We start from the raw sequence: 19,393 nt of genomic DNA, 5'->3' as shown, positions 1-19,393 counted from the left end.
TTGTGAAAGTAGGGATTTAAATGAGGGCTTTTATACTTTTGAAACCAGAAGTTGTTCAAAGAAATTTAATTGGTAAAATTATATGTTTCATCGAGGACAAGGGTCTTAAAATTGTTGGATTAAAAATGATTACAGCAACTAGAGAACAAATTGAAGAACTATATGAGGGTCATAAAGCTTCAGCTCATTATGGAGTTCTTATCAATTGTTGTTTAGATGGTCCAGTTGTAGCGATTACGGTTGAATCTCCATTGGGCATTGATTCAGCTGAGTTGTTAAAGGATCTTCAGGGGAAACATGATATTGCAGGGACGGTTAGGTTTTACTTCTCCTCTCATCCATCAAGGGGAGTTCTTCATTGTTCCTCACCTGGAGATGGTCACAGAGAGTCATCAATTTTTTTCTCATTAGCAGAAATCAATAATTATACGAAGGTATTAGATCAATGGATAATAGCGAATCAGCATGACGTTATCACTACCTTGTAACATATATGAGTAGAACTTAATCTAGTTTGCTGTATTTTTCTCTAACAAAATTGATTGTAAAGAACAATGTTGGGAGCGTATAACGATGATTAATGTTTAAAATATACATATAACGTGTATAAAGAGATGAACTGCACTATTTTACTGTTAGAATTAATCATCGTTACGAGTCATAAATTAATGGGGTGGACCCGCAACAAAATTCAAACTGCTGAAGAATCTCGCGTGTGCACCAAAATTTAAAGGGTCTCTTTAAACCGGTCAGGATAATTTCTTGCCGGTTTTTTGTGCCGCAGAATATAAATCTAAAGTGACTGGACTAACTGACTTCCCTGACCGTAACTGTCAGCAAAGTCGTGGTATGCTGACAGCAGCTAACAATCGATTAGTGTGTACGATCAAACATAGAGGAGGTCCTATTTACAATGGGATTAAGCGAACTTTATTATGAACTGTATATAGCAGGTTCATTAGAGCAAGTATGGGACACGATTGTTTCCCCGGCTGGAACAAAAGCGATTTACGGTGGTTGTATTATCGAGTCAACTTTTGAAAAAGGAGCACCGTTTGCTTATGTTGGTCCTGGCGCAGATGGGGACAACACGGTTCATGTATTCGGTAACATATTAGAATATGAGCCGGGGCACGTATTCAGCATCACGCATAAGGTAGGTCCTTCTTATTATGCTGGTGTGGAACGGTATGGATCTAGGATAACCTATCGATTAGAAGCGGTGGGAACATGCACGAAGCTCGAGCTTCGACATGATCAATGGCATGATCAAGATCCATCTTATCGTAACAGTGCCAGAGCATGGTGGATGGTGTTAAGCAGTATGAAGACACTGATCGAGACAGGGAAGCCGCTAGCATTCTAATTGTGTTAGAAGAGATGTGAGAATAAAGCTATACCGTATTAAAATATAAATGATTCGCGCCTGCATAATCAACTGTGAGGTCCAGTCTAGGGACCTCACTGTGCGTAAGAGGCAGACGCTGTTTAATTTTTGTAAATGAACCAATATAACGCCATTGTTACACTAATTGTTATGAATGCGAGAAACGAGTAATAGCCGAATTTGGTGTGTGTCACCTGATCTGTATGGGTGTCGTAAAAGTCAGGTTTTCGTCTAATTCCGCCTATCCACAGCTCTCCAATCAAGTTGATCACGAGCAGCGAAAATTTGCGCACAAGTTTCATAATAATGTCTCCTCACATAAGGAAGTGAATAAAGCAAGTGTAACATAAAAAGTTATTATATGGAAATGAATGCTCCGCAAATGTGAGCTGACTTCCAAGCATATTTAGGTGAATGATCGCGCAAAGGAATCGCTTCCTTATCTGGTTGAGGTTTATATTAAACCAATTAAAGGTAACAACTGAGACTGAAATGGTAGTTGTTCTTTTATATTTAATTATAATAGTTATACCAAAAATATACATTAATTTGCTATAGCCATTTTATCGGGTGTTGACTTTGAATAATATCGGTGCTAATGTTAATTCCAATAATTATATATGAGGCATTGATCAGAGATATGATCTCCTTCACGGACTGCCCAGAGAGAGAAGTGTAAGCTGAAAGCTTCTTCTGTTACGGATGTGAGATTACCCCTTTGTAGCTGTGGCATTGAACACTAGATCTGATGATCTTGACAGTAAGTGGCACCGATTTATCCTCGATAACGGATACTAATAAGGACCTTATCTTTCGTGTACGGGCATTAGCTCGGTATGATTAAATAATGGTCGAATTAGGGTGGAACCACGAGCTGAACGCACTCGTCCCTTAGTGGAGAGAGGCGTTTTTTTGCGTTCAATTTCATAATTACAAAGAATGGAGACGAGGTCATGGAGATCTATGTAACATTGCCAGATGGAACAAAAAAGGGGTATGAGCAAGGAACTACGATAGCGCAAGTAGCGGAATCAATTAGCATCGCCTTAAAAAAGAATGCTGTAGCTGGTAAAATCAACGAGAAGCTAGTTGATCTGAATGAGCCGATTACAGCTGAATGTCGTGTAGAGATTGTAACGTTGGACAGCAAAGATGGTATGGAGGTTTACCGACATACGACAGCACATATACTGGCTCAAGCTTTGAAACGGATCTACGGAAATGAAAACATTAAGCTTGGAATCGGACCCGTTATCGATAACGGATTTTATTACGATATGGATATTCATACATCAGTATCAAGTGAAGACCTGGTGCGTATCGAACGCGAAATGGAAAACATTATACAGGAAAACTTGCCGATCGTTCGTCGTGTTGTAAGTCGGGCAGAGGCGATGGGTAGGTTTGAACAATTAGAGGAACCGTTAAAAATTGAACTTATTCAAGGATTGTCGGATGAGGCGGTCATCACCCTCTATGAGCAAGGTGAATTCGTTGATCTGTGCAGAGGTCCACATCTTCCTTCGACAGGAAAAATTAAAGCATTTAAACTGCTAAGCGTAGCAGGTGCCTACTGGCGCGGAGATGCAAACAACAAGATGCTACAGCGCATATATGGCACTTCATTTCCTAAAAAAGCAGAGCTAGCAGAACATTTGCAATTGGTAGAAGAAGCTAAAAAACGTGACCATCGCAAGCTGGGGAAAGAACTGGAGTTGTTTATGTTCTCCGAAGAAGCGCCGGGCATGCCTTTCTATTTGCCAAAGGGGATGACGATTCGTACAGAGCTAGAAAACTTTGCACGCGATATACAGCAACAAAGAGGGTACGACGAGGTGCGTACCCCATTAATGTTAAATAATCGCCTATGGGAGCAGTCTGGACATTGGGATCATTATAAAGATAACATGTACTTTACAAATGTGGATGATCATACGTTTGCGTTAAAACCGATGAACTGCCCGGGGCATATGCTAGTGTACAAGAACAGCATGCATTCCTATCGAGAATTGCCCATTCGTCTGTCTGAATACGGTCAAGTGCATCGTCATGAATATTCCGGGGCACTTAACGGAATGATGCGTGTCCGTACGTTCTGTCAAGATGATGCTCATCTCTTTGTACTGCCAAGTCAGATTGAGGAGGAGATTGGTCAGGTCATCGCCTTAATTGACCATATTTATCAAGTGTTTGGGTTTGAATACAAGATCGAATTATCAACACGACCTGAGGATTACATGGGTTCAGATGAGCTGTGGGATGAAGCGGAAAAGTCGCTGCAACACGTCTTGGATAAGCGTGGTATTTCATATCACGTTAATGAAGGAGACGGTGCATTCTATGGTCCAAAAATTGACTTTCACATTTTAGATGCTTTGAAACGAAGCTGGCAGTGTGGAACGATCCAACTCGATTTTCAAATGCCAGAAAAATTTGATCTAACTTACATTGGCGAGGACAGTCAGAAGTACCGGCCTGTCGTCATCCATCGAGCGGTTTATGGCTCTATCGATCGTTTCATAGGCATTATTACTGAGCATTATGCAGGTGCATTTCCACTTTGGCTTGCTCCTGTTCAAGTGAAGCTGCTGGCTGTGTCAGAGCATTATAACGAATATGCTTACGCTATTAAAAAGATATTGGCTGAGGCGGGTATTCGGGTCGAGATGGATGTACGAGATGAAAAGCTTGGTTACAAAATTCGTGAAGCGCAGCTGGAAAAAGTACCTTATATGTTAGTGCTTGGGGAAAATGAGAAAAATGCAAATAGCGTATCCGTTCGCAAACGTGGCGAAGGGGATTTAGGAATGAAAAGTATTCGAGAACTAATTGAACAGATGAAGCAAGAAATAACGAGTAAAAAGGGATAGGGAATGCGAATCCATTCTAGTCGTTTATTCCTCCTAACTCTATTACACAGCACGATTGTCCATCCGTTGGGTGGATAAATAGCAGTTCACTATTTCAGGCGACCAGCATGACTTCTGGTCGCTCTTTTTCTGTTTTAAGCGAAATGAACTGACGAATTATTTACTAACCTTGTCCTAACTTACTGCTTTTTATAATAGAGGCATGGATGTAAGATATAACAACTTAAATTTGGGGAGGAAACGAAAATGAAAATGAAAAAATCGGTTATTGGGTTGCTTAGTGCATTTTTGGTAGTAGGAGGCTCGGCGTCGGCGTTTGCTGCTAGCTCAGGCTCTGGTAGCTCTTTGAATCACCTTTCTGCTAAGATTACTGAAATAACAGCTGACGCTTTAGGTATTCAGACAGCAGGAAAAGAAAAGCTAAAACAAGTAAACAAAAAACAGAACAACGTTACTACAGAAAATGTTACCACAACAATTAAAACGTTTGAACTTGGTACAATGGATACGAAAGTGAAGGGAACGCCTATGAACAAGCAAGAGGTAAAAGACTTGTCGGTGGATATTAAGGTGCTGGCACCGGGGAAATTATCGCAAGATATGACAGGTAAAGTACAGCTAAACAAACAATAAAAACAACAAAATAGGAACATGAACATGATGACATAACAATCTTACACCATCCTAAAAAAGCCGCACTGCTTGTGCGGCTTTTCGGTCAGCGATACGACAAGTAGAGGATAAGCAGGAGGTATTCGTGAAAATATTACTGGTAGAAGATGAAGAACTGCTTAGTTCGGTAATCAGCAAAGGGCTTAGGAAGTGCGGATATGCTATTGATTGCGCATTTGACGGAGAAGAAGCGTTGGCCTTATACGATATAAACACTTACGATGTGATCATATTAGATTTGAACCTGCCTATAGTGGATGGGATAGTAGTGCTGCAATCTATTCGTCAGCTAGACGCGGAGATCAACATCATTATTTTATCTGCACGCAGTGCAGTAGAGGATAAGATTACAGGCCTTGACTTTGGGGCTAACGATTATTTGACCAAACCATTTGATTTCTTTGAGCTGGAGGCTCGCATTCGTAATTTGCTCAGACGATCATTTGTTCAGCTGCAGACACAACTTTCCTGTGGACCTGTTAGAATGGATACAGCCAAAAAGCTAGTATCCGTTCATCAGCAAACGTTAGAGCTTACTAAAAAAGAATACGGTCTATTGGAGTATTTGCTGTATCATCAGGACAGAGTGATTAGTGCAGAGGAAATGATTGAACACGTCTGGGACAGTGAGGCGGATTTGTTCTCTAACTCATTGAAGTACCACATTCATTCTCTGAAGAAAAAGCTGTCGGCAGTTATTGGGAACAACCAAATCATTAAAAATTACAGGGGACATGGGTATGTGATGAGCTATACAGTGGAGGACGTCAGTGATTAATAACGTTTCTTTAAGAGTAAGAATAACGGCACTTGTTGGTATTGTAGTGATTCTAATTTCTGTTGTGCTTACAATGGCTTCCATTAGAGGGGCGCAAGACTATTTTTCTGGAACGATGTTAAACAAAACAATTGTAGATGATGAATATAGTAAAAAATTTCGTTTGGAGCACGAGATGTACGGTCAACAGGAAAACAATTCTTCTCTCTCTAACATTTCGGTTACGACACGTGTTGTGGAAGCGCAGAAGAAATTTTCGAACCAGAGCCTTGCCATGATGACTATTATTATCGTGATGGGCATTGGCACAACCTATTTGCTCGTCGGCAGAGCATTACGACCACTGACCAAGCTGAACGAGGCGGTAAAGGGCATACATGAACTTAACTTGGAACAGCGAATACCTGTGCTAGGCAGTAAAGATGAATTGGGAAGTTTATCTGTCTCATTTAACCGGATGCTTGATCGGTTAGATCGTTCTTTTGCCAGACAGCGAAGGTTTGCAGCAGATGCAGCTCATGAACTTAAAACACCGTTGACGACAATTAAAACGTCCTTGCAAGTTCTACAGTTGGATCACTCCCCAACGTTGGACGATTATAAGCTGAATGCAGAAGTGATACAGCAAAGCACCGATCGATTAATTCAAGTGGCAGACCATTTGCTTGAGTTGGCTGTAGAAGATCATACGACTTTTGACGATAGAATCGAGATTTATGAACTGTGTAAGCGGGTTACGAGCGAGCTGCAACCACTAGCGGATCACCATCAAGTGAGCATAGTTGTCCATAGCTGCGCGTGCCATATGAACGGGAATTATAGCATGTTGTACAGCGCCGTATGTAATCTCGCGACCAATGCCATTAAATACAATAAAGCTGGTGGCAAGGTTGAACTGCAAGCTTTCATTACGCGCGAGGATTTAACGCTAACCGTAAGTGATCAAGGGATCGGCATACCAGAGCAGGAGCTCGACCTCATATTTGAGCCTTTTTACAGGGTGGACAAATCACGTTCACGTGCCATTGGAGGTACAGGTCTCGGTCTTGCGCTCGTCAAAACGATTATAGCGAAGCACCATGGAACTATTCAGGTACAAAGTATTGAAGGAATGGGAACTACTATGCAAGTTACACTGCCTATAAGACAGGTCATACAAGAGTAAAGAGAAGAGGGGAGTTCAGTGGGATGCTATTAACTGTGTTGAGATGTACTGGAATTCCTGCTTCAGAATGATGTTAAGCACACTTAGTTGATTCTATTGGCTGCATGAGCAGTTGGACCTATGGACACCTTGAAAACCGGAACACCTCGACAGGTATTCCGGTTATTAAAGTTCAATCATTTGCCAAGCAGCAATATTTTCTTCTGATTAGCATCATCAGTTGATGTAAAAGTGCGTGCGCTGCTAACGAAGAGCTTTCATACGATACACATATTCAAACAGAAACTCAAACGCCTCTAAGTGTCGTTTGGCTTCAAAGCTGTTGGCCCCCCACGCATATATGCCGTGGTTGCGCAAAATAATGCCCGGAATAGCGGGATTTAGCTTCTCGGTCACATAGGGAACGATACTCGGAATATGGGTGTAGTTGGGTACAATCGGGATCTCAATTTTTGCATTTTCTTCCCATATGTTAAACGCTTTGATCAACTCGACACCTTGGACAGGAATATAGCCTTCTTCTCCATACAGCTCAGATACGATGTTATTAAAAACAGTATGCACATGGAAAATAGCGCCGCAGCCTGTAAGCCGATAAATTTCACAATGAATTAACGTCTCCGCACTTGGCTTTAGCGAAGTACGCTCTGTAGGCTGACCAAGCTCGTTTACAAGCAGGAAATCTTCAGGCGTATGAACGGTTTTGTCTTTACCACTTGCGGTAATCGCAAACTGAAACCGTTCATCTTGAATATCGCCTACACGTACTGACAAGTTGCCGCTTGTACCAGGAAACCAATTGCGTGCTGCAAATAACTCTTTGACGGATCGTAATTCATGGAATGCCTGCTGTTTGTGCTCTAATGTGATTTCTAGGCTCACTGTTAAGTTCCTCCTAAATAGGAAATGCTTACACGATTCCTGCATAAAGTAGCAGGCGCAACAAGATAGAGTTATCTCGATTTCTATGCTTTATCGACTGCGTTAATAGACATATGTTCAATAATATCAAAAAACGTCTCGAATCGTGTGAATGGCAGTTGCAGTTGTTCACATTTATCAATCAAATGAGAGCGGGCATAAATAGTATCTACTAGCTTGGCCGCTGCAAAGTCGGTTACACTGTCGCCGATCACAATTCGTTCGTACTTTTCAGATGGAAACTGCCTTACAATCGTAGTTTTGCACATCCCGCAATCATTTGTGCATGGCGGTTGGCAGGCATTAGGCCACGTAATTTGGATCGTGTCTCCACTGAAATCACTGCCATTACAATAAATATGGTCGGCGGGAATGCCAAACGGCTCCAATAGCGGGTAGACAAAAAAGTCAATCCCTCCGCTAGTGACATAAAAGTCAATATTTTGCTCCTGGCAATATTGAAGAAACTGTGCAAAGCCAGGGCGGATTTGAGCTTGCGCGATAGCTTGCTGAGCTGCTTGCTCTTTTAAAGAAGAAGGTAACAGGGCGAACATTTCTCCGACCCCTTGACGAACAGACTTCCGTTCATGGATGACATCTTCAACTATAGTAGACCAGCCATCTGGGTTAAAATGCTTAATAAGTGCGACGATGTTATCATTTAAAGTAATAGTGCCGTCAAAATCGCAAAATACGACTCGACGTTTCTTGGTGTGCATTATTTGTTCCCCCACATATGTAATGCCGCTTGCAGTTCTGCATGTGATGCGGCGTAGTCAGCTAGTTGAATACCCTGCATCGTAGCTTCAATCGCTTGGACAAAGGCTTGACCACCGCTTGCTGTGCCATCGGGGTGTCCATGCACACCACCGCCTGCATTCACAACAACATCTGTGCCGAAGTCTTTAATAATAAGCGGGACGAGTGCAGGATGAATGCCAGCTGAAGGAACTGGCAAGCTGCGGTTCATCGGCATATGAGTATCCAGACAAGCTGCTCGAATGCCTTGGTTATCTTCCCGCGGCATCGTTACCGAGCCATAAGGTGACGGAAAGAGGATCAGGTCTGCCCCAGCTAGCCGCATCAGCTTGCCGAGCAGTAATGATGCGGATATGCCGTAATGCGGTGAAGGGTACAGGGCGCCTGCCATTGCAGGATGTGCCAGAATCGGGACGTTAATATCTTTATCGGCGCTTAAGCCGTGAAGGGCGTCGTAGCCATAACTTAGCGTGTTAAACAGCAGCGCATTCGCCCCTGCATCAATCGCACGGAGTGCTTGTTCACGCAGCTTAAAGGTTGAGCCCGTCAAGTTGGCGGCATACAGCAGCTTCTTGCCGGTGGTTTGCTCGGCCTGCTGAGCTGCCTCCATGCATGCACGCACCCGATCCTGAATCGGAGTAAGTGGATTCTCAAACAAGATCTCATCATCCTTGATCAGATCAACGCCGCCTAGCGCCTGCTGGTAAAATTGCTCCTTTAAAGTTGGCAGATCATGGCCGATGACGGACTTGAATATACTCATCAGCAATGGTCTGTCATAGACACCAAGCAGTTTGCGTACGCCATCCACACCAAACTTTGGTCCGGCAAATGCTTGCTGGAAGTCATCTGACCATTGCAAGTCGATCAATTTTACCCGACCGTCCATTGACAGCTTGCCAAACACGGTCACAAGCAGTGCTGGAATGTCATGGCTGAAGTTAACGTCCGGGTAGGCGATGGCAATGTCTGCGTAACGCTCACCTGGTTGATCCGATTCGTATATGTGTACCCCTTCTACGCGGCCAAGATGCTTGCGCATAGATTCTTTCTGTAGTTCCGGCAGATCGGTCCAACTTCCTACTGTAAGCCCAATCGCAATACTTTCTGCTTTTTTGTGAAAATCAGCGCGATCATCATATAAGCGATATGTGGCAATGCAGTTATGATTCACCTGAGTTCCCTCCCTATCTGTTCTCCCATCTCGGCAGCGCGTGCGCGTGCGTGAACGATTGCTTCTTTGACAGCTTCTTTTACGCCGCGTTCGTTTAAGACGTTCAGAGCTGCTTGTGTAGTTCCTCCAGGTGAAGTTACTTTCTGCCGTAGAACAGCAGGAGTTTCACCTGTCAAGCGAACCATCTCGGCAGCACCACGAACAGTCTGGACGACTAATTCATGCGCCTGCTGCATACTTAAGCCTTCTTCCGCAGCTGCTTCGATCATTGCTTCCATTAAATAGTATACATAAGCAGGGCCACTTCCGGATACCCCTGTCACAGCATCTAGTAAACTTTCTTCCACTTCTGCCACAATCCCGATCGCTTTCAGCATTTGTTCGGCAATGAAACGTTGCGCTGCATTAGCTTCCGCAGAATAGCATACACCTGTTGCGCCAAGTCCTATCGTACTGGAGGTGTTGGGCATCGTACGTACAACTGGGGTTTCGCCAACAATTTGTTGAATTGTTGAGATGGACAAGCCTGCAATAATGGAAACGATCAAGCTTTTGTTGTGCAGGAGTGGACGCAGCTCCTTACAAGCTTCGATTGCATCTTTAGGTTTCATGGCCAAAATAATGACATCCGCCTCATGCAGCCATTTAGCTTTGATTTCATCATGATTGCTTGCGCTGACGCCGTATGTCTCGCGTAAATATCGAAGCCTATCTTCGTTATTACGATTAATCATCGTAACATGAGAGGCTGTTGTGATGTGGTTATCCAGCATACCTTTAACAAAGGCTTCGGCCGCAGAACCAGCTCCAAAAAAACAATATCGAGGGTTAGCGGTGTGAATGATTTGATTTGACTCAATTGTTGGCTTCATCGTTTATGACTCCTATCCGTAGAGCCTCGACCCACAGTTCTATCCTTTTGTGATCATAACTGGTGTACGAGGCTCAATGTTTATGTTGTCTCTATTATTTAACTTTTGCTTATATAAATTTCATTTATTTACATCTTTAACTACGAATCTGACCTGTGCCATAGACAATATATTTACTGGAAGTCAAGGCTGGCAATCCCATAGGTCCACGAGCATGCAGCTTTTGTGTGCTGATGCCAATCTCGGCGCCAAAGCCAAACTCAAATCCGTCCGTGAAGCGAGTTGAAGCATTATGGTAAACTGCTGCCGCATCAACTTCTTGAAGGAAGCGGGCGGCATGATGCTCGTTTTCGGTTACAATGCATTCGGAGTGCATTGTGCTATGTTTCGTAATATGCTGCAAAGCTTCGTCTATATCGTCAACAAATTTGACGTTGAGGCTGAAATCGTTATATTCCGTACTGTAATGCTGTTCAGTCGCCTGCTCTGCAAACGGTGCGATCTCGAGTGTATAGGAACAGCCGTAAATACGGACACCAGAATCATGATAACGCGCCAGTAATAACTTTATTTGTTCAAGATCGTATTGACGGTGCACAAGCAATGTTTCCATTGAATTACACACGGAAGGACGCTGTACCTTGGCGTTCCAGGCAATTTCAGCCGCCATATTCGGCTGAGCAGATGCATCGATAAAAGTGTGGCATACACCAGCACCCGTTTCAATTACGGGGACGGTTGCATTTTGCACCACATTTTGGATGAGGGAAGCTCCTCCGCGTGGAATGACAACATCCAGCAGACCGTTCAAGGTTAACATCTCATCAACGGATGCCCGATTAGGATCTTCGATGATTTGAAGAGCATCCACAGGGATAGCTGTGTCTAAAAGTGCCTCATGCAGCACTTCTACAATACGTTTATTCGTAGACAAGGCTGCCGAGCCGCCTCGCAGCAACACAGCATTTCCTGTTTTAAGACATAGACCTGCTGCATCAACTGTAACGTTGGGACGTGCTTCGTAGATCATGCCGATTACACCAAGCGGTACACGAATATGCTCGACGTGCAAACCGTTTGGCCGATCAAACGTTGCAAGTACGTCTCCAACAGGGTCAGGCAGTGTGGCAATTTGGCGCAGCCCTTCCGCGATCTCGTGAATACGGGCTTCAGTTAAGGCTAGTCGATCAAGCAGTGACTCTGATGTGCCAGCTTGACGACCGCGCTCCAGATCTAGCTTATTTGCGGCAATAATAGTCTCCTGTAATGCGATCAACTTATGAGCCATATGCAGGAGTGCTTCGTTTTTTTGCGTTGTTGTTAACTTGTTCATGCCGATTGCAGCCTGTTTAGCCAGTTGAGCTTTGCTTCTTACTTCACTCATGGTTGCAGCCTCCTTTAATAAAATATAATTCCTATCCAACCCATATAGTTGGTGCTCAAAAAAAGGCACGAAGTTGCTTGCTTTTGCTTATCGCAGGGTGACCCATTCGTCCCGGTGAATGACTTCAATTCTAGCTACTTCTAGTGCCATCAGCACTTCAGCAGTTGACCAGCCTGCTACTTTGCGAAGCTGTGCACAGTCATAATTGACTATACCGCGACCAATAAGACGGCCATCCACACCGATTACTTCTACGACATCGCCCGGATGGAATTGCCCATGTACGTCGGTTATTCCTGCTGGGAGCAGACTTGATCCTTTAATAAGTAGAGCATGTTCTGCCCCTTCGTCCACGCTAATACGGCCAAGTGGGGTAGAGTGGAAGCCAAGCCATTGCTTCTTAACGGGAAGCGAATGCAGTTGGGTCTCAAAGTAAGTTCCCTTGCCAGAGCCATTCACCGCTTGAAGAAGATCGCCTGTCTCATGTACACGCCCTACGAACGCACGGACACCTCCACGCATAGCGATACGCGCTGCGTCGAGCTTGGAACGCATGCCGCCGGTGCCTACGGAAGTGCCCGCCCCTCCTGCGTAAGCATAGATTTGATCCGTAATTTGCTCGATCCGCTCAAATCGGCGTGCATCTGGATTCGATCTAGGGTCTGCGGTATAGAGTCCGTCTGTGTCTGTTATAATAATGACACTTTCAGCGTGCACTAAATTAGCGACAAGTGCAGACAAGGTGTCGTTGTCACCGAATTTTAATTCGTCGACGGAGACCGTATCATTTTCATTAACGATTGGAATCATTCCTTGTTTTAGAAGTTCCTCAATAGTCATGTGGGCATTATGCCCGCGCTTGCGATTGGCGAAATCCTGACGTGTGAGCAAAATTTGTGCAGCCGTAATTCCATAAGGCTGCAAGCTTTCTTGATAAGCCTGCATAAGCAGCGCCTGACCAACGGCTGCTGCGGCCTGCTTCTCATGTAATTGCTTTGGCCGCGTTTCGTAGCCGATGGCACGAAATCCTGCCGCAACAGCACCAGAGGTTACCAGCACAACTTGTAACCCCAAGTCAATGAGTGATTTCAGCTCATGTGCATAATATTTAATTTGATTTTTGTTTAATCCGCCATGTTCCGAGGTTAGAGAACTGCTGCCAATTTTAACTACGATTCGTTGATTCATGGCTACCACCTTTTTCACATCTATCGTTCATCTGAATACAAAAAAGACTTTCATCCTATAAAGGACGAAAGTCTTAGCTTCCGCGGTACCACCTTCATTGAAGGCATGCTCCAACCAGCCGATTGCAACCAGCGTTGGGTATGGCCTTCCTGCTTAATGCCGATAACGGGGCTTACCGTTCAGGTGACGCCAGATTCCGAAATTCTGACGTCAAGACCGTTCAAGGGTAGGGTTCCGCAATTGTACACGACAGATGCTTGCAGCCTCTGGCATCTGATCTCTGGACGTGACGTTACTTGCGTACTGGTCCTGTCATTACGTGTCATACGTATCAAGTTCAAGCAAACTATTAATCATCAGTTTACACGTGATCCTGACCGTTGTAAAGATTGCGAGGGCGGAATTTAAGCCCAGTAGTTAACGAATTAACGAAATACGCTTAAAACAATTTAAGTTCGCCAATCCGGTATATCGCTTCTTTTAGTCTCTCCTCACTGGAGAGCAAGCCTACTCGAACGTATCCTTCACCATGTTTACCAAATCCAACACCTGCTGCGACGACAACATTGGCTTCTTCCAGCAATTTGTTTGCAAATGCAACCGAATCATAACCGTCAGCAACAGGCAACCATGCAAAGAAGGAACCTGCGGAGGGGGTCGATTTCCATCCGATTTCTTGTAATGCACTAAACATTGCATTGCGTCGTGACTCGTAGGTAGTGCACAACTTATAAACAGAATCTTGAGGTCCGGTGAGCGCCGCTGCCGCCGCTTCTTGCACGGCTCCAAACAAGCTGACATACATATGATCTTGCATCAAGTTAATCAAGCGAACGATATCTTTATTGCCCACCGCAAAAGCAACTCGCCAGCCTGCCATGTTGTACGTCTTGGACATGGTGTAGAACTCAATGCCCACTTCTTTTGCACCTGGTGTCTCCAGGAAACTAACAGGACGCTGCCCATCAAAGCCGAGTGCGCCATAAGCGAAGTCGCTTGCTACAATGATGTTATGCTTTGCTGCAAAGGAAACCGTGTCCTGATAAAATTGGCGGCCGGCAATGGCGGATGTAGGGTTGTTCGGATAATTCAGAAACATCAGCTTGGCGCGCTCCAAGTCAGCAGGAGACAGGTCTTCATATTGAGGTAAATAATGATTGGCCTCTACAAGTGGCATCATGACCATTTCGGCACCGGACAAGACAACGCCTGACCAATAGTCAGGGTATCCCGGATCAGGGACTAAGCACACATCACCAGGATTCAACAAAATTTGGCTTAATTCCACCAGACCTGTCTTGCCTCCAAACAGGATCGCGACCTCAGTTTCCGGATCAAGATCAACGTTGTAATCTTCTTTGTAGCGATTCGCAATCGCCTCTTTAAGATAGAGAAACCCACTAAATGGCGGATATCGATGATATGTAGGATTAGCAGCAGCCGATTGCAGGGATTCCACAATATGAGCAGGTGTAGGCAGATCCGGATTGCCTTGGCCAAGATTAATGACATCATGGCCTTCGGCAATCCGTGCGTTTGCTTTCTTTACTAGATTGGAGAAAAATTGTGTTGGCAGATGCATCATGCGATCTGCGGGAACAACTTGAAATTGCGGCTTTGCTTGTACCATCTTCATCCACTCCGAAACAAATTTATATGCATGCTGTATTCCAAATAATAACGATAATTTAGCATGTTTTGGCGGGAGTGTATACTTATTTTTAACAATGAGTCTCGAATTATTGTCGGTTGGCTCCTGGTTGTGACGGCGTGAGCAGCTGCTCCATAAAAGGTTTCACGTCAGCCTTGAACTCCAGCATATAAGGCTTGCGGTCAGCAGAGAATATGAGAAGCAGCGGCTGCTTCGTTGGACTGTAAATTAGAAAAACATCACTTGTGTCAATTTGCTGATTAGCAAGGCGTACAGTAAAAGGCTTCTCTAAAGGAATTCTGACGATGTAGCCTGGACGTTTGCCGATCGTAATTTGCGGAGAAAGTCCAGTGACAGATTGCAGCCATTGCTGCGCGGCCATTTGGTATTTCGCTTCATTAGATACAGACTTCACAATACGTTCTTGTTCCATATCGAATACTTGGACAGGTGGCAATGTTTGTGTGTTTTGTGTAAAAGCGCTCACAGGGGTCATGTGGAACAAGGTACAGAACAAGCAAAAGGCTGAAACAAATAGGAATCGTACAGGTGCAATTGGAAAAACACGCATAATGAGGCTCCCTTCATCTATCTATAGAATAGCTGCCCGCATATTGGGGATGCTGTCTTACTTTGTCCAACTTGACGTAATTCCATGAAGCGTTATGATGGAAGAAAGTGACACGATGAAAGGGTGGGGAACATGGCAGATCAACAATGGCATGTAAGCGTAATTCAAATGGATGTGAAAATTGGCGAACCGGATCGTAACTACGACGAAGTGATTCACAAAATCGAGCAAGCAGTAAGCGCTGATCCAAAGCCCGATGTAATTGTACTGCCGGAAATGTGGAATACGGGCTACGCATTAGAACGTATACACGAAATTGCGGATGAAAACGGGGATAGAACTCGCAAATTGCTGCAAGAATTATCTGTCATGTATCAAGTACATATAGTTGGCGGCTCAGTCGCCATAAAAGAGAACGAGCGCATTCAAAATGTCACTTACATTTATAACAAGGATGGGCAGCTAGCTGGTGAATACGCTAAAATTCATTTGTTTAGATTAATGAATGAACATGTTTATTTAGAAGCGGGGCAACAGTTGGGCCGCTTTGAATTAGAGGGTATACAGTGTGCTGTTATTATTTGTTATGATCTTCGATTTCCGGAATTGACTCGTTCATTGGCGTTACAAGGGGTTGAAGTGTTATTTGTCCCAGCCCAGTGGCCGCATCCAAGACTGCATCATTGGCAAACGCTGTTGACTGCTCGTGCTATAGAGAATCAACTGTACATAGTTGCGTGTAACCGAGTAGGCTCAAGCATCGGTGCTGATGGCAAAGTGACTTCTTTCTTTGGTCATTCTGTCGTGCTCGACCCTTGGGGGGACACAGTAGCAAACGCGGGGGAGGAAGACATAATTATACAGGCAGACCTTTCCTTATCACTTGTACAAGAAGTTCGCGGGCGTATTCCAGTATTTCAGGATCGCAAAGCATCGATATACCAATTAACGGAAAATGTGTAATAGGGAAGAGGAAACGTGTCTATGAACCACGCAGCGCGCCACAGGCGCAAGCCTAAACGCAAACCTAAACGCAAACCGAAATCATTAACAGCCGTGTTAAGTATACTCTCATTACTCTGTATGGCGTTGCTCATATACGGCGTGTGGGGAAACGGGGTTCAGCGTTTCAAACAGCTTGTAGGAATAGAAACGCGCCAAACTGACTTCAATGAGCAATCATCAGACCAAGTGTCAGAAGGAGTAGCTCCACCCATTGATCAAACGCAACCGGATGTATCTAATGGTGTTAATGGTCTAACACCTAACGATGTGCCGCACGACGCAGAGCAGCTTGGATTAGCTAGGCAACAAGCGACGGACTTTGCAGCTCGTATGTCTTTGGATGAACAAATTGGACAGCTACTTATGGTTGACGTATCAGCGGTCAAGTCAGAACAACCAGACTTGGCAATAGAGCAGGCGCTAGAAACAATTCAGCCAGGTGGCGTAATCTTGTTTCGCGATCAGTTGCGCACGGTGGAAGAGACGGTGGGGCATACAACGATGCTCCAGCATCTCGTTGCAAAAGTGCCTGTCTGGATAGGTGTAGACCAAGAGGGCGGCTTGGTAACACGGCTTTCTTTTATGTCGCCATTTAATGGGAATATGGCTCTTGCAGCGACAGGTAAACTAGAGCTTGCACGCGAAACAGCAAAGCGTATGAATGACAACCTTGTGAAACTAGGATTTACGATGAATTTTGCGCCTGTCGCAGATGTAAATGTAAATCCGGACAATCCGGTCATAGGCATTCGTTCCTTTGGCTCTTCACCTAAACGTGTACGTGACTTTGTGCAAGCTTATATAGAAGGGATGCATCAAGCTAATATTCCTGCGGTAGTTAAGCACTTTCCAGGACACGGAGACACGAATACGGACTCACATCTAGGGCTTCCAGAGTTGAGGCACACGATCGGCAAAATGGAAGAGGTTGATCTTCCTCCTTTTCGCGCGGCAATTAAGGCCGGGGTTGACGTCATGATGACGGCACATATGACCGTACCAGCTATGGATGCGTCTCGTGTTTCATCGAAGAAAGACAACAGTCAGATTTATCTGCCTGCTACGCTGTCCAAGCCTATTTTGCAAGGAGTGCTGCGGGAGCAATTAAACTATGATGGTGTAATTATGACGGATGCGTTAAATATGGGGGCAATTACGGAGCATTTTGGAGCTGAGGAAGCGGCTATGCGGGCGATTGAGGCAGGCGCTGATGTGCTGTTGATGCCAACACAGCCTAACAAGCTTAAGCATACGATAGTTGCGGCAGTTGAACAGGGTCGTATAACAAAAGAGCGGATTCAGGAAAGCGTCATTCGTATATTAACAGTTAAAGCGAGATATGGAGTGCTTGATCATACGAAACCGCTTGGTGTGAAAGAACGATTAGCAACAGCCGAACAGTGGTTAAATAGTAATGGTGACAAGAAATTTGCTCAACAGGTAGCAGAGCAAGCCGTTACGTTTGTTGGTCCAGACTCCAATCTTCCTTTTATTAGCACAGCAACAAAACGCGTCATACTCGTAGGTACGGATTCCTATGCGTTAAAGGTGATGAATGCAGCTTTACTTGATTCGATCTCGCGCCATCCAGCAGCGGGAACACGTACGCTAAGTACCGAGACGACTACAATCAAGGCAGGCATGAACATTAAGCAGCTTCGTGCCTTAACACAGTTCAAATCTTTGCATTCCAGTGATGCTGTGCTTGTCGTTTCTCGAGATGCACAGCTTCAACCCGCGCAACAAAAGACGGTACAAGCTGTAATCCAACTGCTAAAGGAGAAGGAGGTCGCATTTGGGCTTATTGCTTCCTCCTCGCCTTATGACATCAACAAACTAAAGGACTATCCTTTCGCAGTAGCAACCTATGGTTTAATGGAGGCTAATATACGGGCTGCTATAGACATGTTATGGAGCAGGCAGCGTTCTGGCGGAACGCTGCCAATTGAGCACTCAGCGTAATGAGCAGCGCTCAGCCCAATTTATTCTTCTTCTGGTTCCAGTTGGAGCAGCGCTTGAACTGGAGAAGAAATGACACGGTTGCCGAATTGCGCGGCAACCGTTTCTTTTATCGTTTGCATAAACGCTTGCGCAGCATTGGACATATACCGGCCTGATCGGTAAGCCAGCACTAGTGTACGGGCTGGACGCCCCTCTATCGGAATATACGCCGGTACGAACTCGCTTCGTGGTGCGGATGCGATAAAAGAAGGCACAAATGAAATACCCATACCGGCAGCGACAAGTGACTGTACAGTTTCCATGTTGCTGCTCTCAAATACAACTCGGGGCTCAAAGCCAGCATTACGACACATATCCAGTGTAATTTGACGGAAGCCCTGTCCTTTTTTTAGAAAAATAAAAGGCTCATGTTTCACTTCGTGCAACGAAATCGGTCTGCGATGACTGGACGTGAGACCTTCTAATGTAGACGCTGCCAAAGGATGGTCATGCGGAACCGATATTACAATCTCTTCATCTACGATTGGCTCGTAGGTAAGTGAGGGTTCCTGTATTGGCAGCGACAAGAGGCAAAAATCCGTTTTACCTTGTGCTGTCAACTTTACTAAATTAGATGTGGAGGGTTCTTCGGTCAGTACAAGCTCAATGTCGGGATATCTTTTGTGAAAAGACGGAACTACGTGCGGCAAAATATGTGAACCGGTAATGGGCATCGTGCCGATTACAACTTTACCTGTTTTCGTTTGTGAAATATCTGACATTTCTCGTTTAAGTTGTTCGAGTGAATCAACAATTTTCTGGGCACGGTCGATAAACACTTCACCTGCATAAGTCATTTCTACGGAATTGGTCGTGCGTTGAAACAGCAGTACACCGATTTCCTTTTCCAACTTGGATAATTGCTGGCTTAATGAGGGCTGTGCAATATGAAGCTTTTCCGCCGCTCTTGAAAAGTTGCGTTCTTCTGCAATTTGCAGTGCGTATTGCAATTGACGTATTTCCATAGCGCCTCCTTATAGTCAAAACCTATTAAC

General features: G+C 44.6%; 19 protein-coding genes. 9 read left to right on the top strand and 10 right to left on the bottom strand.

The window, feature by feature from the left end; all coding sequences use genetic code 11:
• Positions 1-20 precede the first annotated feature (20 nt).
• Entirely contained in the window at positions 21-488 is a 468-nt protein-coding gene (locus tag H509_RS26185) for a nucleoside-diphosphate kinase (RefSeq protein ID WP_051287491.1), read from the top strand.
• A 425-nt stretch (positions 489-913) separates the two neighbouring features.
• A complete protein-coding gene (locus tag H509_RS0120585) occupies positions 914-1,366 on the top strand; it encodes an SRPBCC domain-containing protein (RefSeq protein ID WP_028546744.1) in 453 nt (150 codons plus the stop codon).
• A 122-nt stretch (positions 1,367-1,488) separates the two neighbouring features.
• Here the strand turns inward: H509_RS0120585 and H509_RS0120580 are convergent, their stop codons facing one another.
• Complete coding sequence (locus H509_RS0120580) at positions 1,489-1,689, bottom strand: hypothetical protein (RefSeq protein ID WP_028546743.1); 201 nt, start codon at positions 1,687-1,689, stop codon at positions 1,489-1,491.
• Positions 1,690-2,340: 651 nt separating this feature from the next.
• On the opposite strand from H509_RS0120580, the gene thrS reads away from it, so the two are divergent.
• The 4 genes from thrS (at position 2,341) to H509_RS0120560 (ending at position 6,872) form a co-directional block, all read left to right on the top strand.
• Positions 2,341-4,257: a threonine--tRNA ligase gene (gene thrS, locus H509_RS0120575; protein WP_028546742.1), complete on the top strand. Its 1,917-nt coding sequence runs from the start codon at positions 2,341-2,343 to the stop codon at positions 4,255-4,257.
• A 246-nt stretch (positions 4,258-4,503) separates the two neighbouring features.
• Positions 4,504-4,890 (top strand): hypothetical protein, encoded by a 387-nt coding sequence (locus H509_RS0120570; RefSeq protein WP_028546741.1) that lies wholly within the window; start codon positions 4,504-4,506, stop codon positions 4,888-4,890.
• A gap of 124 nt (positions 4,891-5,014) precedes the next feature.
• On the top strand, positions 5,015-5,707 hold the full coding sequence (locus tag H509_RS0120565) for a response regulator transcription factor (RefSeq protein ID WP_028546740.1): 693 nt from the start codon (positions 5,015-5,017) through the stop codon (positions 5,705-5,707).
• Positions 5,700-6,872: a sensor histidine kinase gene (locus H509_RS0120560; protein ID WP_028546739.1), complete on the top strand. Its 1,173-nt coding sequence runs from the start codon at positions 5,700-5,702 to the stop codon at positions 6,870-6,872. The genes H509_RS0120565 and H509_RS0120560 overlap by 8 nt, the downstream gene beginning before the upstream one ends.
• Positions 6,873-7,115: 243 nt before the next feature.
• Here H509_RS0120560 and mtnB read toward each other — a convergent pair whose 3' ends face one another.
• The 6 genes from mtnB to proB form a co-directional block, all read right to left on the bottom strand.
• Positions 7,116-7,754 (bottom strand): methylthioribulose 1-phosphate dehydratase, encoded by a 639-nt coding sequence (mtnB, locus tag H509_RS0120555; RefSeq protein ID WP_028546738.1) that lies wholly within the window; start codon positions 7,752-7,754, stop codon positions 7,116-7,118.
• 83 nt (positions 7,755-7,837) lie between these two features.
• On the bottom strand, positions 7,838-8,512 hold the full coding sequence (locus H509_RS0120550) for a 2-hydroxy-3-keto-5-methylthiopentenyl-1-phosphate phosphatase (protein WP_028546737.1): 675 nt from the start codon (positions 8,510-8,512) through the stop codon (positions 7,838-7,840).
• Positions 8,512-9,726: a 2,3-diketo-5-methylthiopentyl-1-phosphate enolase gene (locus tag H509_RS0120545; protein WP_028546736.1), complete on the bottom strand. Its 1,215-nt coding sequence runs from the start codon at positions 9,724-9,726 to the stop codon at positions 8,512-8,514. The genes H509_RS0120550 and H509_RS0120545 overlap by 1 nt, the downstream gene beginning before the upstream one ends.
• The gene (gene proC / locus H509_RS0120540; RefSeq protein WP_028546735.1) at positions 9,723-10,598 is read right to left on the bottom strand and encodes a pyrroline-5-carboxylate reductase; all 876 of its coding nucleotides are present in this window, start codon (positions 10,596-10,598) and stop codon (positions 9,723-9,725) included. Before proC ends, H509_RS0120545 begins: the two co-directional genes overlap by 4 nt.
• 136 nt (positions 10,599-10,734) lie before the next feature.
• Positions 10,735-11,982, bottom strand: coding sequence for a glutamate-5-semialdehyde dehydrogenase (locus H509_RS0120535; RefSeq protein ID WP_028546734.1), 1,248 nt, complete (start codon positions 11,980-11,982; stop codon positions 10,735-10,737).
• A gap of 87 nt (positions 11,983-12,069) precedes the next feature.
• The gene (gene proB / locus H509_RS0120530) at positions 12,070-13,170 is read right to left on the bottom strand and encodes a glutamate 5-kinase (protein WP_028546733.1); all 1,101 of its coding nucleotides are present in this window, start codon (positions 13,168-13,170) and stop codon (positions 12,070-12,072) included.
• Between proB and H509_RS27830 the strand changes: the two genes are divergently transcribed.
• The gene (locus H509_RS27830; protein WP_157277855.1) at positions 13,162-13,578 is read left to right on the top strand and encodes a hypothetical protein; all 417 of its coding nucleotides are present in this window, start codon (positions 13,162-13,164) and stop codon (positions 13,576-13,578) included. The genes proB and H509_RS27830 overlap by 9 nt on opposite strands.
• Before the next feature lie 31 nt (positions 13,579-13,609).
• Here H509_RS27830 and H509_RS0120525 read toward each other — a convergent pair whose 3' ends face one another.
• Together H509_RS0120525 and H509_RS0120520 are read right to left on the bottom strand one after the other, a co-directional pair.
• A complete protein-coding gene (locus H509_RS0120525; protein WP_028546732.1) occupies positions 13,610-14,800 on the bottom strand; it encodes a pyridoxal phosphate-dependent aminotransferase in 1,191 nt (396 codons plus the stop codon).
• Between the two features lie 109 nt (positions 14,801-14,909).
• Complete coding sequence (locus tag H509_RS0120520; protein ID WP_245596209.1) at positions 14,910-15,317, bottom strand: type IV secretion system protein VirB6; 408 nt, start codon at positions 15,315-15,317, stop codon at positions 14,910-14,912.
• Between the two features lie 207 nt (positions 15,318-15,524).
• Here H509_RS0120520 and H509_RS0120515 point away from each other — a divergent pair, with 207 nt between their 5' ends.
• Together H509_RS0120515 and H509_RS0120510 are read left to right on the top strand one after the other, a co-directional pair.
• Positions 15,525-16,355, top strand: a complete 831-nt coding sequence (locus H509_RS0120515) for a carbon-nitrogen family hydrolase (protein WP_028546730.1) — start codon at positions 15,525-15,527, stop codon at positions 16,353-16,355.
• Positions 16,356-16,376: 21 nt separating this feature from the next.
• Positions 16,377-18,359: a glycoside hydrolase family 3 protein gene (locus tag H509_RS0120510; RefSeq protein WP_051287488.1), complete on the top strand. Its 1,983-nt coding sequence runs from the start codon at positions 16,377-16,379 to the stop codon at positions 18,357-18,359.
• Between the two features lie 20 nt (positions 18,360-18,379).
• On the opposite strand, the gene H509_RS26180 is transcribed toward H509_RS0120510, so the two are convergent.
• Positions 18,380-19,363: a LysR family transcriptional regulator gene (locus H509_RS26180; protein ID WP_051287485.1), complete on the bottom strand. Its 984-nt coding sequence runs from the start codon at positions 19,361-19,363 to the stop codon at positions 18,380-18,382.
• Positions 19,364-19,393 lie beyond the last annotated feature (30 nt).

It is taken from the genome of Paenibacillus taiwanensis DSM 18679, from assembly GCF_000425125.1.
Lineage (GTDB): Bacteria > Bacillota > Bacilli > Paenibacillales > Paenibacillaceae > Paenibacillus_B > Paenibacillus_B taiwanensis.
Note: the sequence above shows the minus strand (reverse complement) of the source record. Positions and strands in the feature narration are given on the sequence as shown.

Coding starts and splice junctions, on each gene's coding strand:
- H509_RS26185 (WP_051287491.1), top strand. CDS start 21: ATGAGGGCTTTTATACTTTTGAAACCAGAAGTTGTTCAAAGAAATTTA.
- H509_RS0120585 (WP_028546744.1), top strand. CDS start 914: ATGGGATTAAGCGAACTTTATTATGAACTGTATATAGCAGGTTCATTA.
- H509_RS0120580 (WP_028546743.1), bottom strand. CDS start 1,689: ATGAAACTTGTGCGCAAATTTTCGCTGCTCGTGATCAACTTGATTGGA.
- thrS (WP_028546742.1), top strand. CDS start 2,341: ATGGAGATCTATGTAACATTGCCAGATGGAACAAAAAAGGGGTATGAG.
- H509_RS0120570 (WP_028546741.1), top strand. CDS start 4,504: ATGAAAATGAAAAAATCGGTTATTGGGTTGCTTAGTGCATTTTTGGTA.
- H509_RS0120550 (WP_028546737.1), bottom strand. CDS start 8,512: ATGCACACCAAGAAACGTCGAGTCGTATTTTGCGATTTTGACGGCACT.
- proC (WP_028546735.1), bottom strand. CDS start 10,598: ATGAAGCCAACAATTGAGTCAAATCAAATCATTCACACCGCTAACCCT.
- H509_RS0120535 (WP_028546734.1), bottom strand. CDS start 11,982: ATGAGTGAAGTAAGAAGCAAAGCTCAACTGGCTAAACAGGCTGCAATC.
- proB (WP_028546733.1), bottom strand. CDS start 13,170: ATGAATCAACGAATCGTAGTTAAAATTGGCAGCAGTTCTCTAACCTCG.
- H509_RS0120525 (WP_028546732.1), bottom strand. CDS start 14,800: ATGGTACAAGCAAAGCCGCAATTTCAAGTTGTTCCCGCAGATCGCATG.
- H509_RS0120520 (WP_245596209.1), bottom strand. CDS start 15,317: ATGACCCCTGTGAGCGCTTTTACACAAAACACACAAACATTGCCACCT.
- H509_RS0120515 (WP_028546730.1), top strand. CDS start 15,525: ATGGCAGATCAACAATGGCATGTAAGCGTAATTCAAATGGATGTGAAA.
- H509_RS0120510 (WP_051287488.1), top strand. CDS start 16,377: ATGAACCACGCAGCGCGCCACAGGCGCAAGCCTAAACGCAAACCTAAA.
- H509_RS26180 (WP_051287485.1), bottom strand. CDS start 19,363: ATGGAAATACGTCAATTGCAATACGCACTGCAAATTGCAGAAGAACGC.